This is a genomic window from Streptomyces sp. NPDC036815 (assembly GCF_055609205.1).
On record NZ_JBVJPW010000009.1, the window covers coordinates 1 to 16,754 of the forward strand.

General features: G+C 72.5%; 5 protein-coding genes. 1 reads left to right on the top strand and 4 read right to left on the bottom strand.

Going from position 1 to position 16,754, the window contains the following annotated elements; translation table 11 throughout:
• Positions 1-4,238, bottom strand: a 4,238-nt coding sequence (locus ACZ69I_RS19515; protein WP_470833504.1) for a type I polyketide synthase, incomplete at its 3' end; no start/stop codon positions are given.
• Positions 4,239-4,244: 6 nt separating this feature from the next.
• On the bottom strand, positions 4,245-13,211 hold the full coding sequence (locus tag ACZ69I_RS19520; RefSeq protein WP_470833835.1) for a type I polyketide synthase: 8,967 nt from the start codon (positions 13,209-13,211) through the stop codon (positions 4,245-4,247).
• A 289-nt stretch (positions 13,212-13,500) separates the two neighbouring features.
• On the opposite strand from ACZ69I_RS19520, the gene ACZ69I_RS19525 reads away from it, so the two are divergent.
• Positions 13,501-14,283 carry a thioesterase II family protein gene (locus ACZ69I_RS19525; protein ID WP_470833505.1) on the top strand — a complete coding sequence of 261 codons (783 nt, stop codon included), beginning with the start codon at positions 13,501-13,503 and terminating at the stop codon, positions 14,281-14,283.
• 220 nt (positions 14,284-14,503) lie between these two features.
• On the opposite strand, the gene ACZ69I_RS19530 is transcribed toward ACZ69I_RS19525, so the two are convergent.
• On the bottom strand, positions 14,504-15,079 hold the full coding sequence (locus ACZ69I_RS19530; protein ID WP_467682527.1) for an acyl-CoA-like ligand-binding transcription factor: 576 nt from the start codon (positions 15,077-15,079) through the stop codon (positions 14,504-14,506).
• A 13-nt stretch (positions 15,080-15,092) separates the two neighbouring features.
• Positions 15,093-16,625: a DHA2 family efflux MFS transporter permease subunit gene (locus ACZ69I_RS19535; protein ID WP_467682526.1), complete on the bottom strand. Its 1,533-nt coding sequence runs from the start codon at positions 16,623-16,625 to the stop codon at positions 15,093-15,095.
• Positions 16,626-16,754 lie beyond the last annotated feature (129 nt).

The window sequence follows — 16,754 nt, forward strand, 5'->3', positions numbered from 1 at the left end:
CGCATCGCCATCACCATCTTGATGACACCCGCCACACCCGCAGCAGCCTGCGTATGACCAATGTTCGACTTCACCGAACCCAGCCACAACGGCCGACCCCCCGACCGACCCCGCCCATACGTCGCCAACAACGCCTGCGCCTCGATCGGATCACCCAACGTCGTCCCCGTACCGTGCCCCTCCACCACATCCACATCACCAGCCGACAAACACCCACTCGCCAACGCCTGCCGAATCACCCGCTCCTGCGACGGACCACTCGGAGCCGTCAGACCATTGCTCGCACCGTCCTGATTCACCGCTGAACCCCGTACGACGGCGAGTACGTGATGTCCGTTGCGGCGGGCGTCCGAGAGGCGTTCCAGCAGGAGGACGCCCACGCCCTCGGAGAATCCGACCCCGTCGGCCGCGGCCGCGTACGGCTTGCAGCGGCCGTCCGGGGACAGGCCGCGCTGACGCGAGAAGCCCGCGAACATGTCGGGGTCGGCCACGACGGAGACGCCGCCCGCCAGGGCCAGATCGCATTCGCCCTGGCGCAGTGCCTGTGCCGCCAGGTGGATGGAGACCAACGACGAGGAACACGCCGTGTCCACCGTCACCGCCGGGCCTTCGAGGCCGAAGGTGTAGGCGACGCGGCCGGACACCATGCTGCCGGTGCTCGCCAGGTAGGCGTACCCCTCCAGCTGGGCGTCGGCCTCGGGGAACGACTTGGCGTAGTCGTGGTTCATCAGGCCGACGTAGGTGCCGGTCAGGCTGCCCTTGAGTGTCGTCGGATCGATACCCGCCCGCTCGAACACCTCCCACGACGCCTCCAACAGCAACCGCTGCTGCGGATCCATCGCCAACGCCTCACGCGGATTGATCCCGAAGAACGCCGCGTCGAAATCACCCGCATCCGGCAGGAAGCCGCCCTGGTCCGTGTAACTGGTGCCGGTGTGTTCGGGGTCGGGGTGGAAGAGGCGTTCCAGGTCCCAGCCGCGGTCGGTCGGGAAGGCGCCCATCGCGTCCGTACGGGCGTCGAGCAGGCGCCACAGGTCCTCGGGGGAGGCGACGCCGCCCGGGAACCGGCAGGTCATGGCGACGATCGCGACCGGGTCGTCGGTGTCGGACGCCGCCTGACTCGAACGCGGTGCGACGGGTGCGGTCGCGGGCGCGGGGGCCGGCGCGCCCGCCAGGCGGTGTGCCAGGTGGGTGGCGAGCGCCTGGGGTGTGGGGTGGTCGAAGACGAGCGTGGCGGGCAGCCGTTCGCCGCAGGCTGCCGAGAGGCGGTTGCGCAGTTCCACCGCGGTCAGCGAGTCGAAGCCCAGGTCCTTGAAGGCGATGTCGACCTTCACCCGGGCCGCCGAGCCGTGGCCGAGGACGGCCGCGACGTACTCGCGTACGACGTCGGTGAGGAGCTGCAGGCGGCCCTCCTCGTCGAGGCCTGCCAGACGGCTCGCGAGGGCGCCGTCGGCGAGGCCTTCGGAGGCCACGCGCCGCCGCGGCCCGGAGGCGATGAGCGTGCGCAGGAGCGGGGACAGGCCGTCCGTCACGGCGTGCGGGTCGAGGTCGGCCGCGACCACGTACGCGCGGTCATGGGCGCGGGCCGCGTCGAGCAGCGCGAGGCCGCCTTCGTCGGAGAGGGCGGCGAATCCCGTGCGCTTCATGCGGGCCAGGTCCGTCCGGCTCAGCTGCCCGGTCATGCCGCTGGTCGCCTGCCACAGGCCCCAGGCGATCGAGAGTCCCGCGAGCCCCTGGGCGCGGCGGTGTTGCACGAGGGCGTCGCAGTAGGCGTTCGCGGCCGCGTAGTTGGCCTGGCCGGGGCTGCCGAGGGAGGCGGCCGCCGAGGAGAAGACCACGAACAGACCGAGGGGCGTCTCGCGGGTCGCCTCGTGCAGCAGCCGTGCCGCGGTCGCCTTCGCGGCCCATACCCGGGCGAGGCTCTCGGGGGTCTGCGCGGTGACGATGGCGTCGTCCAGGACGCCGGCGGCGTGGATCACGCCGGTCAGCGGGTGCGCCGGGTCCACCGATCCGATCAGCTCGGCGACCGACTCCACGTCGCTGACGTCGGCAGTCGCCATGGTCACGGTAGCGCCCAACTCGCCTATTGAGGAGGCCAGTTCAGCGGCACCGGGTGCCGCCTCGCCGAGTCGGCTCGCCAGCAGCGACGCCATGTCACCGTGCCCCTGAAGCTGGCGGAGGGCCTCACTGCGTACGGCCACAATCCGCGCCGCATCCTCCAGCGACAAAGCACCCGCCACACACGCGGCAGCCATCTCCCCCTGCGAGTGCCCCACCACAGCAGCGGGCCTCATCCCGTAATCCGCCCACACCGCAGCCAGGGAGACCATCACGGCCCACAGCACCGGCTGCACGACCTCCACCCGGGACAGCTCACTGCCATCCCCGCGCAACACATCCCTCAGCGACCAGTCCACATACGCCGACAGCGCCTGCTCACACTCCGCGATCCGATCAGCGAACACCGGCGACTCATCCAGGAGCTGAGCCCCCATCCCCACCCACTGCGAGCCCTGCCCCGGAAACACCAACACCGGCCCCGGACCCACATCATCCGCCACCCCGGACACCACACCCTGCAACTGTGCCGCCTGACCCGCGGCCAACGCGCCGAGGCCAGCCGTCAGCGCCTCCCTGTCCCGGCCCACGACCACCGCCCGGTGCTCGAACACCGACCGCGTCGTGGCCAGCGACCACCCCACCTCGGTCGGCAGCGCCTCCGTATCGCCCGCGACGAACTCGCCCAAGCGACGGGCCTGTTCGCTCAACGTCTCCTCGGTCCGCCCGGAGAGCACCCATGGCACGACCGAGCCCGAGACGTGCTCAGGGGCGGGCCGCTCGACTTCCACTGTCGCGTCCTCGGCTGACTGCTCAAGGATCAGGTGTGCGTTCGTGCCCGAGATGCCGAACGCGGACACCCCGGCCCTCCTCGGGCGGCCGGTGTCGGGCCACTCGGTGGGTTCGGTGACGACCTCGACCGCTCCCGCGTCCCAGTCCACGTGCGGGCTCAGTTCCTCGACGTGGAGCGTGGCGGGCACCAGGCCGTTGCGGATGGCCATGACGGTCTTGATGACGCCGGCGACCCCGGCGGTGGCGTGGGTGTGGCCGATGTTGGACTTGAGGGAGCCGAGCAGGAGGGGCCGGTCGCGGTGGCGGCCGTAGGTGGCGAGCAGGGCACCGGCCTCGATGGGGTCGCCCAACTTGGTGCCGGTGCCGTGCGCCTCGACGGCGTCCACCTCGGCGGGGGTGAGCCGGGCGTTGTCGAGGGCGGCGCGGATCACCTGTTCCTGCGCGGCGTCGTTGGGGGCGGTCAGGCCGTTGCTCGCGCCGTCCTGGTTCACGGCCGAACCGCGGATGACGGCCAGGACGTGGTGGCCGTTGCGGCGGGCGTCGGAGAGGCGCTCCAGGAGGATCAGGCCGATGCCCTCGGAGAACCCGGTGCCGTCGGCCGCGGCGGCGAACGGCTTGCAGCGGCCGTCGGGTGCCAGGCCGCGCTGGCGGCAGAATTCGGTGAACATCAGCGGGCTCGACAGCACCAGCACACCGCCCGCGAGGGCCAGGTCGCACTCGCGCTGGCGCAGGGCCTGGCTTGCCAGGTGGATCGCGACGAGAGAGGCGGAGCAGGCCGTGTCGACGGTGACGGCGGGGCCTTCCAGGCCGTAGGTGTAGGCCACTCGCCCCGAGATGACACTGGTCAGGCTGCCGGTCGTGGCGTGGCCCTCGAACCCCTCTGGTATACGCGGGAGTTGGGACATGTAGTCCTCGCTGGACACTCCGGCGTAGACGCCGGTGCGGCTGCCCTTGAGGGAGACGGGATCGATACCGGAACGCTCGAAGAGCTCCCAGGACGTCTCCAGCATCAACCGCTGCTGCGGGTCCATCGCCAGGGCCTCGCGCGGGCTGATGCCGAAGAAGTCGGCGTCGAAGGAGCCCGCGTCGTCCACGAATCCGCCGTGGCGCACGTAGCTGGTGCCGTAGGTGGCCGGGTCCGGGTGGTACAGGGACTCCAGGTCCCAGCCCCGGTCGGTGGGGAAGTCCTCGATGGCGTCCTTGCCCGCGGCCACCAGGTCCCAGAGGTCCTCCGGAGAGGCCACGCCGCCGGGGAACCGGCAGGCCATGCCGACGACGGCCACCGGCTCCTGCCTGCGGTCCTCCTCCTGCGCGAGGCGTCGGCGCGTGTCGTGGAGCTCGGTGGTCACCCTGCGCAGATATTCGACCAGTTGCTCTTCACTCGCCATGTGGGGTCACCCGGCCTTCGGAGTGGGGGTCGCGCGCGAGGTGTCGGGCCCGACACCCAGCTCGTTGTCGATGAAGTCGAAGATCTGGTCGGCGGACGCCACCTTGAGCCGGTCGGCGGCATTGTCGTCGTCCTCGCCCGCGGCGCCGTTCACGGTGGCTTTGGTGATGGCGTTCGTGGTCTTCCAGCGGGCGAGGAGCGACTCCAGCCGGGTCGTGATCTCGCCCGATTCCCCGTGGGACAGCTCGGCGGCGAGCATTGTCAGGGAGTTCTCCACGCGAGTCAGGTCACTCAGCACGGTCCCGGCGTCGGCGGGCCCGGCAAGCACCTGGGCGGCGGGCCCGGCCGTCGGCGTCCCGGCTCGGGCGGTCAGCCGCTCGCGCAGGTGTCCGGCGATGGCCGCCGGGGTCGGGTGGCGGAAGACGAGGGCGGCGGGCAGGCGCAGTCCCGTGTCCTCCACGAGCCGGTTGCGCAGTTCGACCGCGGTCAGCGAATCCAGGCCCAGTTGTTTGAAGGTGGCGTCGCCGCGCAGGGCCTCGGGGTCGGTCCGGCCGAGGACCGCGGCGGCGTGGCCCCGTACGGCGTCGACGAGCAACCGGAGTTGTTCGGCGGTGGAGAGACCTGCCAGGCGGGCTGACCAGTCCGTGGGGGGCTTGCGGTCGGCGGCGGTCCGGCGGGCCGGGGCCTGTGCGGCGGACAGGGCGCGCAGCGGTGCGGGCAGAGTGGAGGCGTCGTCGGCGGCCAGGCCGCGGAGGGCTAGCCGGATTCCGACGAGGGGGCGCCCGTCGTGGCGGCCTCGTCGGCACATGTCGTCCCGGCGGGCGGCGTCGAGCAGGGCGGGCAGCTCTCCCGGTGCCGTGCCCTTGATGCCGGGCCGCGTCGCGGCGGGCGGTCCGTAGGTCAGGGCCAGGCCCGTCGTGGTCGCGGTGTGCCGTCTCAGGGCGAGCGCCTCACGGAAGGCGTCCGCGCCGGAAGCAGCCACCGACCGTGTGATGCCCAGGTCCGCGCCCACCGGGGAGACGACGGCGAAGAGCGCCGGGGAGTGCTGGGCGGTCGCTGCGTGCAGGGCCGCGGTGACGCCCGCGCTCTCCGCCCACGCCTCGGCGGAGGCGGCAACGTCCGAGGCGGCGGTGACGTGGACGACTCCCGTCAACGGGTGCTCCGCGTCGATGGCGGCGACGGCATCGGCGAGCGCGGCGACCGGGTCCGACGGGTGTGCGGCGACCACGTCGACGGTGGCACCCTTGGCACGCAACTCCTCGACACACGTGTGCAGTTCGGCGCCATCGGCCACCAGCAGCAGCCGCTCGCACTGGCCGGTGTGTACGAGGTGTTCGGCGAGGTCGGTGACCAGTGAGACGGCCGTACCGGCGAGCAGTACGGTGCCGCCGGGGTCGAGCGCGCGCTCGTCACCCTCGGCGGTGGCCATGGCGGTAACGGTGTCGGCGGATGTGGTGTCGTCCGGGACCGCCGCGAGTCGCGGTACCAGTACCCGTCCCGCGCGGAGGGCGATTTCGGGCTCGTCGTGGGCGAGTGCCGTCGCCACGGCGTTCCCCAGGTCCGCGTCGGTATGTGCGTCGTGGGGAGCGATGTCTGTGTCGGCGAGGAGGAAGCGGCCGGGGTGCCTAGTCTGCGCGGCGCGGATCACACCTCGTACGGCGGCGGACGCGGGAGCGGCACGGTGCCCGTCACCCGTGGCGACCGCCTCGCGTGTGATCAGCACCAGACGTGTGTCGGCGAGACGGCGGTCGGCGAGCCAGCGCTCGACGAGGTCCGTGGCCCGCCGCACCGCCGCCAGGCCGAGGGCCGCCTCATCTTCGTCCGCGGCGGCAATCGGGATGTCCGCGGGAACGGTGCTCGTGGCGAGGGACAGTACGACCACCGGCGGGACAGGCGCCCCGGTGTCCAGGGCCTCGCCCAGAGAGTCCGTATCCAGGTACTTCCGCTCGCTCGCGCCGGGGGCCGCGCGCTCCCCCAGGAAGACCCACTCCGAGCGGTCGACCGCCTCCACGCCGTCGGGCCCGGGTACCGGTATCCACTGCACCTCGTACAGCTCGGAGGTCCGTCGGCCCGCGGCCCGCAGCTCCCGCGAGCCCGCCGCCATGAGCACCAGGCCCTCGCAGGTCAGCACATCGGCCCCGGTCGGATCACTCACCCGGACCCGCCAGGACCGTCCCGTCCGTGATGCCGATCCGGCCCCATCGGCGTCGAGCGGGGTGAGCCGGACGCGTACGGACGTGGCTCCCGTGGCCCAGAGGGACACCCCACTCAGGGCGAAGGGCAGCCACACGTGGTCGCCCTCGGCGGGCAGCTCACCGAGGACGGCGGGGTGCAGCGCGGCGTCGAGGAGAGCCGGGTGGATGCCGAACCCGCCCGGATCCAGCGCCTCTTGAGGCAGCGTCACCTCGGCGAACAACTCCGCACCCCGCCGCCACAGGGCGCGCAGCCCGGTGAAGGCGGGCCCGTAGCCGACGCCGGACTCGGCAGCCCGCTCGTAAAGACCGCTGGGTTCCACGGTCTCGGCGCCGGCCGGCGGCCACGCCGCGTCGCCCGGGGCCACCGGGACGGGCGCCGGGGAGGCCGCCGTGCGCAACCGGCCTTCGGCGTGACAGGTCCAGGGCGCACCGCTGCCGTCGGGGCCGCCCTCGTCCTCGGGCCGGGCGTAGACGTGGAACGCGCGACACCCGTCCTCCGCGTCCACCGACCCCACGACGAGCTGCACCTGCACGCCCGCCGTGTCGGGCAACGTCAGCGGAGCCTGCAGCGTGAGGTCGTCGACGCCCGCGCACCCGGCTTCGTCGGCGGCGCGCAGTGCCCATTCCGCGAGGACGGCTGCGGGGACGACAGCCGTGCCGAAAAGGGTGTGCTGGGCGAGCCAGGGGTGACTGTGGCGGCTGATGCGGCCGGTGAGCAGGCGTACGTCGCCGTCGGCGAGTTCGGTGGCCGCACCGAGGAGCGGGTGCCCGGCGGGGGCCAGGCCCAGGCCTGCCGCGTCCTGGGTGCCCGCGGGGGCGTCCAGCCAGTAGCGGCGCCGCTGGAAGGCGTACGTGGGCAGCTCCAAGGAGTCCGGGGCGGCCGGGTCGGCGGGCGGGAACCAGCTCTCCCACCCGACCTCGCACCCGGCACAGAAGGCCTGCGCCAGCGACCGGGCCAGGCACGACAGGCCGCCGTCCTCGCGCCGCAGCGTCGGGACGGTGACAGCGGCGACCCCGGCCTCTTCGAAGGTCTCCTGGAGCCCCAGGGTGAGGACCGGATGGCTGCTGGCCTCGATGAAGACCCGGTGCCCGTCGGCGAGGAGCGCGCCGACGGCGTCGGCGAACCGTACCGGCTGCCGCAGGTTGGTGACCCAGTACGCGGTGTCGAGGGTGGTGGGGTCGGCGCGGGTCCCGGTCACGGCCGAGTAGAACGCCACGGAGGCGGCGACGGGACGGATGCCCGCGAGAACGCGCGTCAGTTCTTCCGTGATGGCGTCGACCTGCGGGCTGTGCGAGGCGTAGTCCACGTCGATGACGCGGCCCCGCAGCTCGCGTGCCTCGGCATCGGCGACCACCGAGGCCACCTGGCCCGGTGGGCCCGAAATGACGGTGGAGGAGGGCCCGTTGACGGCGGCGATGCCCACGCCGGGGTGGCTCGCCACCAGTTCGGCGGCCTGCTCCCGGCCCACCCCGAGGGAGGCCATGGCGCCGCCGCCCGAGAGCCGCCGCAGCGCCTGGCTGCGCAGCGCCACGATCTTGGCACCGTCCTCCAGGGTGAGCGCCCCGGCGACGACGGCTGCCGCGATCTCCCCCTGGGAGTGACCGACGACCGCGGCGGGGGTGACGCCGCTGTCGGCCCATACGGCGGCGAGCGAGACCATGACGGCCCACAGCACCGGCTGCACGACGTCGACCCGCGACAGCTCGCTCCCGTCCCCGCGCAACACGTCGCTCAAGGACCAGTCCACGTACGCCGCCAGGGCCTGCCCGCACTCCGTGATGCGGGACGCGAACACCGGTGACTCGTCGAGGAGTTGGGCGCCCATCCCCACCCACTGCGACCCCTGCCCAGGAAACACCAACACCGGCCCCGGACCCACATCACCCGCGACCCCGGACACCACCCCCGCCGAGGCCTCACCTGCCGCCAGCGCACCAAGACCGGCCGTCAGCGCGGCCCTGTCCCCGCCCACGACCACAGCCCGGTGCTCGAACACCGACCGGGTGGTGACCAGAGCCCGGGCCACGTCCGTCGCCGTCGCGGCCGGGTCGCGGACCACGAACTCGCCCAACCGCGCCGCTTGTTCACGCAGTGCGGCCCCGTTGCGCCCGGAGACCACCCACGGGAGCACACCACGCTTCACCGACCAGCCGGACTCGCCCCGAGGCTCCCGCCCGGCCCTGATCCCCTCGCCCTCCTGCGCATCCGCCTCCTCGAGGACGAGGTGCGCGTTCGTGCCGGAGATGCCGAAGGAGGACACGGCGGCGCGGCGCGGGCGTTCGGCGCGGGGCCAGGCCACCGGCTCGGTGAGCAGCCGGACCGCGCCCGTCGACCAGTCCACGTGCCCGCTCGGTTCGTCGACGTGCAGCGTGGCGGGCAGCCGCTCGTGGCGCAGCGCCATCACCATCTTGATGACGCCCGCCACACCGGCGGCGGCCTGCGTGTGACCGATGTTCGACTTCACCGAGCCGAGCCACAACGGCCGCTCGTCGGAACGGCCTTGGCCGTACGTGGCAAGGAGCGCCTGCGCCTCGATCGGGTCGCCCAACGTGGTGCCCGTGCCGTGCGCCTCCACCGCGTCGACCTCGTCGGCCGTGAGCCGGGCGTCCGCGAGCGCGGTGCGGATGACACGCTGCTGCGAGGGACCGTTGGGGGCGGTCAGGCCGTTGCTCGCGCCGTCCTGGTTGACCGCGGAGCCCCGGATCACCGCGAGGACCTCGTGTCCCTTGCGCCGCGCCTCGGAGAGGCGTTCGAGGAGGACCAGGCCCACGCCCTCGGCCCATCCCGTGCCGTCGGCGCCCTCGGCGAAGGGCTTGCAGCGGCCGTCCGGGGCGAGCCCCCGCTGGCGCGAGAACTCGGTGAACATGCCGGGCGTGGCAAGGACGGTGGCGCCTCCGGCGAGGGCCAGGCCGCACTCGCCGCGCCGCAGCGCCTGGGCCGCCAGGTGGAGCGCGACCAGGGACGATGAGCAGGCGGTGTCCACGGTCAGGGCGGGCCCTTCGAGGCCGAAACTGAACGCGAGGCGGCCCGAGGCGACGCTGGGGGTGCTGCCGGTCAGCAGATAGCCGTCGGTGGACCGGGACGGCTCGTGGAGCCGGGGGCCGTAGTCCTGGCCCGTCATGCCGACGAAGACTCCGGTGGGGCTGCCCTTGAGGGCGCGCGGGTCCAGGCCCGCCCGTTCGAAGGCCTCCCAGGCGCATTCGAGGAGCAGGCGCTGCTGCGGGTCGACCGCCAGCGCCTCGCGGGGGCTGATGTCGAAGAACTCGGCGTCGAAGTCGGCGGCGTCGTACAGGAAGCCGCCCTGTCGCGTGCTGCTGGTGCCCGACCGGGTGGCGTCGGGGTGGAACAGGCGGTCCAGATCCCAGCCGCGGTCGGTGGGGAACTCGCCGATCGCGTCGGCGCCCTCGGCGACCAGCCGCCACAGGTCTTCCGGCGAGGCCGCGCCGCCCGGGTAGCGGCAGCTCATGGCCACGATGGCGATCGGGTCGTCGGCCACGCCGGCGGGGGTTGCCGTTGCGCCCAATGCGGCGTCCACTCGCACGAGTTGGGCCCGGAGGTGGGTGGCTACGGCCAGAGGGGTCGGGTGGTCGAAGGTGAGCGTGGCGGGCAGGGGCAGGCCGGTCGCCGCGCCCAGCCGCTCACTCAACTCGGCCGCTGCCATCGAGTCGAAGCCCAGCTTCTTGAACGTACGAGCGGTTTCGACCGCGCGGGAGTCGGTGCCCAGCACCACGGCCACGTGCTTGACCACCAGGCCGAGGAGGGTGCGCTCCTGATCGGCGGCCGAGAGTGCGGCAAGCCGCCCGGCGAGCTCGGTCCGCGCGGGTCCGAGCCCGCGCTCCCCGGCTGCCGCAGGCTCGGCGTGCCCCTCGGCCTCACCCTGGTTCTGGTTCTGGTTCTGGTTCTGGTTCTGGTTCTGGTTCTGGTTCTGGTCCGCGACGGACTCCGCGTGCCTCTCGTCCGCTACGGGATCCACCCACGCCGGAAGGGCACCGGGCCAGTGGCGCTCGCGCTGGAAGGCGTAGGTGGGCAGGCTCATGCGACCGGTGGCACCGGCCCCGCCACCGACCGTCCCGTACACGGAGCTGAAGTCGACCTCGGCACCGCGCACATACGCCTGCGCCAGAGCCGACATGAACGTGCCCGCCTCGCCGCGCCCACGACGACACGCGGCCACCGCCGCCGGGCGCGGACGCCCCGGGCCTCCGGTGGCGGGGAAGCACGCGCGGGCCATCGCGGACAGCGGTGCGTCCGGGCCGAGTTCGACGAAGGTGGTCACGCCGCGCTCGCACAGCCCCCGTACGCCGGACAGGAACCGGACGGGTTGGCGCGCGTGCCGTGCCCAGTACTCGGGGTCGGCGTGCTCCGCGCCGCTCAGGGGCTCGCCGGTGACGTTGGAGACGACGGGAACGGTCGGCGTACGGAAGGTCAGCCCGGCCGCGACGGCGCGCAGTTCGTCGAGTACGGAGTCCATGTGCGGCGAGTGGAAAGCGTGGCTGACCTTCAGGCGGTGCGCCTTGCGGCCGCGCCCCTGCCAGGTTGCCGTCAGCGCTTCGACGGTGTCGCGATCGCCGGAGATCACCACGGAGTCGGGGCCGTTGACGGCGGCGACGGTGACGTGCTCCTCGTGTCCGGCGAGCAGCTCGGCGGCCTCGTCCGCGCTCGCCTGCCACGCCGCCATAGCGCCGGGCGCCCGCACCGCCTGCATGAGCCGCCCGCGCGCCGCTACCAGCGCGCTCGCGTCCGGCAGCGAGAGGACACCGGCCACGTGCGCGGCGGTGATCTCGCCGACCGAGTGGCCGAGGACGTAGTCCGGCCGCAGCCCGAAGGAGGCCGCCAGTCGGTACAGGCTCGTCTCGATCGCGAAGAGCGCGGGCTGGGTGTAGGCGGTCCGGTCGAGGAGCGCCCGGCACTCGGCACCACCGCCGCCCTCCCCGCTACCGTCGCCGTCGCCGTCGCCGCCATCGCCATCGCCATCGCCATCGCCATCGCCAAAGACGATCTGGCGCAGCGGGCGGTCGAGATGCGCGTCAAGCGCCGCGAACGCCTCGTCGAGAGCCTCCGCGAAGACGGGAAACCCGGCGTACAACTCACGCCCCATTCCCAGCCTTTGGGCTCCCTGACCGCTGAACAGGAAGGCCAGTTTGCCGTCGCCGTCCGCCTCGCCCCGCACCACGGAGGAGGTCTCCGTCCCCTCGGCCAGCGCGGCCAGGGAGTCGAGCAGTTCGGCGGGGTCGTCGCCGAGCAGGACGGCTCGGTGGAGGAGGGGCGCGCGGGTGGTGGCGAGGGCGTGGCCGACCCGGGCGGCGTCGGGGGCGGGGCCGTCGGTCAGGTGTGCGTGCAGCCGTCCGGCCTGGGCGCGCAGTGCAGGGGTGCTGTGGGCGCCGATCGGCCAAGGCGTGGGGGGTGTGGCGGTGGTGCGACGGGGGGCGGGTTCCTGGGGTGTCGCGGCGGTCGCGGGGGGCTCGGGCGGGGCGGGTGGCGCGGGTGGCGCGGCCAGGACGAGGTGGCTGTTGGTGCCGCCCATGCCGAACGATGACACCCCGGCGATCAGGGGCTGTTCGGGGCGCGGCCAGTCGTCGGCGCGCCGCTGGACGGTCAGGCCGAGGTCGGCCATCGGGATGGCCGGGTGGGGAGAGGTGAAGTTCAGGCTCGGCGCGAGCCGCCGGTGGTGGATGCTCAGGGCCGTCTTGAGCAGTCCGACGATGCCGGCGGCGGCTTCGAGGTGGCCGACGTTCGTCTTGGCGGAGCCGACGGCCAGCGGGGCGGTGCGCGCCTCGTGCCGTCCGAGCGCGGCGCCGAGCGCGGCGGCCTCGATCGGGTCGCCCACCGGGGTGCCGGTGCCGTGCAGTTCGACGTACTGGATCTGGTCCGGCGTGACGCGGGCCCGGCGGCAGGCCTGGCGCACCACGTCCTGTTGCGCCGGTCCGCTGGGCAGGGTGAGGCCGTCGGTCGCGCCGTCGCTGTTGACGGCGCTGCCCTTGATGACGCAGTACACGGTGTCGCCGTCGCGCCGCGCCGCGGCGAGCGGCTTGAGCACCACGAGCCCGCCGCCCTCGCCGCGCACGAAACCGTCGGCGCGGGCGTCGAAGGTGTGGCAGCGGCCGGTGGCCGAGAGCCCGCCGAAACGGGCCTCGGCCAGTTCGGTGCCGCGCGGCGAGCAGATGAGGTTGACGCCACCCGCGAACGCGGTGTCGCTCTCGCCGTTCCTGATGCTCTCGCAGGCCAGGTGCACGGCGACGAGCGAGGAGGACTGCGCGGTGTCGACGGTCAGGCTCGGCCCGGCCAGGTGGTACGTGTACGAGATGCGGTTGGCCAGAATGCTGCGGTGCACGCCGGTCATGGTGTGGCGGGTGACGGCGACCTCGGTGGTGCGGTTCAGGACGTGGGTGTAGTCGTCCCAGAGGGCGCCGACGAAGACGCCGGTACGGCTCTGCGCCAAGGTGGGCGGGCGGATACCCGCGTCCTCCAGGGCTTCCCAGCTCAGTTCGAGGAGCAGCCGCTGCTGGGGGTCCATGGCGACGGCCTCGCGGGGACTGATGCCGAAGAACGCCGCGTCGAACTCGTCGATCCGGTCCAGGAAACCGCCGGGTCCCCGGAGGCCGGAGTCGGCTCGGCGGTGTTCGGGCGGTGCGGCGCGCACGGCGCTGCGCCCCTCGCTCAACAGGCGCCAGAACGCGGCCTGACCGGACGCGCCGGGCAGTCGGCAGGCCATCCCGACGACCGCGACCGGCTCGGACCGGAGGCTGTCGCCGGACGCGGACGAGGAGACCGTGGCCATCACGTCAGCTGCGGTCGCGCTGGGAACAACTGGCTGCCACAAGACATCAACGGCGCTCCCGGTCCGAAATCGGAGATCGCTACGAGTACCGGCCTCATCGTGGGCGGGGTCTCTAAAGTCGAACCAAACCCCGGCTAGCCGCCTGCCGCCCGAGCCACACGCCTGCTGTCAGAGCCGCGCGCCCGCCGCCCAAGACGCGCGCCTGCCGCTTTAGACGCGCGCTATGGCCTGCGGTCAGCATCAGAGGGCGAGCGGCCGGTCACGGCAGCGCGTGACGAGAGGGGGTGCGATGGACAGGGGCACGGCGCGGGCAGAGCCGAAGACCGGGGCCGGGGTGTGGCTGCGCCGGTACCACGATGCCGCTGCGGCGCCCGTGAGGCTGGTGTGCTTCCCGTTCGCGGGTGGTTCGGCGAGCTACTTCTTCGGGCTTTCCGGGCTGCTCGCGCCCGGCGTGGAGGTGCTGTCCGTGCAGTATCCGGGGCGACAGGACCGGCACACGGAGCCGTGTCTCGATTCAGTGGCCGCTCTCGCCGACGGTGTGGTGCCTGAACTGCCGCGCGACGGGAAGCCGTTCGCCCTGTTCGGGCACAGTCTGGGTGCCATCGTGGCGTTCGAGGTGGCGCGGCGCCTGCGGGACCCGTCGGGCCCGGGACTGCCGGTGCACCTGTTCGCCTCCGGCGGGATCGCGCGGCCCTACCGTCCCTCCGGCGCGGCGAAGGCGCTCGGGGACGCGGACATCCTGGCGCATCTGCGGGCGATGGGCGGCACCGACGAGCGGTTCTTCACCAGCCCCGAGCTCCAGGCGCTGATCCTGCCCGCGCTGCGGGCCGACTACCGGGCCGTGGGTACGTACGAGGCGCCGGGGCCCGAGCGGCTGGACTGCCCGATCACGGCGCTGATCGGCGACGCCGACGAGCGGACCACTCCCGAGGAGGCCGCGTCCTGGCGGGAGCGCACCACGGCGGGGTTCGATCTGCGGGTGCTGCCAGGTGGGCACTTCTATCTCGACGGCTGCCAGGAGCGGGTGGCCGCCGTGGTCACCGCCGCGCTGGCGGCGGGAACCGGTATCTGAAGCCCTCGCGGGACCTACCCCTGGCGTGCTCCGCCGAGGGAAGTCGGAGCACGCCAGGCTGGACCGGGCGCGGCAGCCGGGGGGACCGTGGCCGCGCGCGGTCGTCTCTTCCCCCGGGGTCCCCGCGCCCCTGCGGGGGAATGGAGGGGCGCGGGGGTCGTACGCGGCTGCCGTGGCTTTCGCGTACGACGTCTCAGGGATCTCAGGGCTTCCAGGGCTCTCAGGGCCGCAGGTCCTCCAGGCAGTGGAGCGCCTCGTCCAGAGTGGTCGCGAAGTCCATGTCCGGGTCGTTCGCCCAGTCCATCGAGATCTGCAGCATCACTCCGAACACGGCGCCGGTGTAGGCGCGCACCGCCGGGTCGCGCGGATCGCGGCCGGACCGTTTGGCGACCTGTTCGCCCATGAGCTCCATGGTCTGGCCGATGTTGCCGAGGCTGGCGCCCCAGAGCTCCGGTTCGGAGAGGATGAGGACGAATCGCTCGCGCTGGAGGGCCAGTTCCTGCGCGGGAATGTCCTGCAACATCGACCTGATGGCCTGCCGTTCGGCCTGGATCGGCGTCAGGTCGGGCGACTGGGCCTGGAACATGATCGCGAACGGCAGATCGTAGTCGTGAGAGAAGACCAGGTCCTGCTTGGTCGCGAAGTAGCGGAAGACGGTGCTGGGGGCGACCTCGGCGGCTTCGGCGATCTGCTCGATGGTCGTGGCGGAGTAGCCCTGTTCCCTGAACAAGCGCACCGCCTCCCGCTGAATCGCGGCCTTCGTTCTGGCCTTCTTGCGTTCTCTCAGTCCAGGCACGGTTTTGCCCTGGTCAGACTGCGTCTGCGGCTTCATGCTCAGATTCTGCTGTCTTGGCGGTGCTCTGACCAACATGGCGGGGCAGCCACACCACGGCGAGCAGCACACCGAGCAGGCCCAGGGCGCCGGACACCACGAGGACCACGTCAAGGGCGTGGACGTACGCGGCGCGCACCGAGTCGCCGAGTGCGGAGGACTTCAGTGCCCGGGCGACCGCGAGGCCGCCGAAGACCGAGTCCTTGGCCGCGTCGTGCGCCTGTGCGGGCACTCCGTCGAGTTCGAGCTTGCCGCGGTAGCCGGAGTTGAGCACGGAGCCGAGGATGGCCGCGCCGAAGCTGCCGCCGAGCGTGCGGATCGACTGGTTGACGCCGGATCCCACGCCGGCGGAGTCCTCCGACAGCGCGCCGAGCGCCGCGTCCATGGCCGTGGGAAGGGCGATGCCGAGGCCGAGGCCATACACCGCGGTCCATGCGGCGGCCAGGCCCGTGCCGCTGTCGGTGGCCGTGGTGGCGCCGTAGAACAGGGCGGCGGCCAGCAGCGCGAAGCCGAGTCCGACCGAGGTCTTCGGGCCGAGCCCCTTGGCGACCTTGTTGGCGACCGTCACACCGACGAGCAGACCGCCGACCATCGGAAGGAGTCGGAAGCCGCTGCCCATCGCGTCGGTGCCCAGGACCGCTTGGTAGTACTGCGGCATGGTGAACAGCACGCCGAACATGGTGAAGTTGATCACCGTGCCGAGCATGGTGCCGGAGGTGAACCGGGCCGAGCGGAACAGCGAGAGGTCGACCAGCGGGTCGGCGACCCTCTTCTCCCAGAACACGAAGATCACGATGGCGAGCATGCCGCCGAGGGTCGGTACCAGGGTGGTGACGTCCGTCCAGCCCTTCTCGCCGCCCTGGATCACGCCGTACGTCATCGCGGCGAGACCGACGCTGGAGAACACCAGGCCGCCCACGTCGAACGGTTTGGCCTCCTTGGCCTTCGACTCCGGGAGCCAGGCGGAGACCGCGAGGAAGGCGAGGATCACCACCGGCACGTTGATCAGGAAGACCGAGCCCCACCAGAAGTGGTTGAGCAGGTAGCCGCCCAGGATCGGGCCGAGCGGATAGGCCAGCATGGCCGCACCGGCCACCGCTCCGATCGCCTTGGGCCGCTCCTCGTCGGAGAACATGACCGGCAGGAGCGACAGCGTGGTCGGCATGATCAGCGCGGCCCCCAGGCCGAGCACCGCACGCGCGCCGATGAACGTGCCGGACGACGTGGCGTAGGCACAGGCCAGCGAGCTGATGCCGAAGATCACCAGGGCGCTGAGCAGGACCTTCTTACGCCCGAAGCGGTCACCGAGCATGCCCGCGGGGATCATTCCCGCCGCGAACACCAGCGTGTACGAGGTGACGAACCACTGCAGCTCGACGTTGTTCGCACCCAGATCGTCGGCCATGGCCGGCAGCGCCAGGCTCAGGATCGTCACATCGAAGCCCACGACCATTGACGCGAGTACGAGAGCCCCGACGGCCCACCACCGCCGCGCACCCAGATCCGACACGAGAGTCGACCTCCTAAAGAGAGCTCAATATCTAGTCGGAGCGTACTCTCATTTTTTTCGGAGGGGTAGCACTCGTTCCGGCTCGTTCCGGCTCGTTCCGGCTCGTTCCGGTTCCGGTCCACTAGGGGT

Coding starts and splice junctions, on each gene's coding strand:
- ACZ69I_RS19520 (WP_470833835.1), bottom strand. CDS start 13,211: ATGGCCACGGTCTCCTCGTCCGCGTCCGGCGACAGCCTCCGGTCCGAG.
- ACZ69I_RS19525 (WP_470833505.1), top strand. CDS start 13,501: ATGGACAGGGGCACGGCGCGGGCAGAGCCGAAGACCGGGGCCGGGGTG.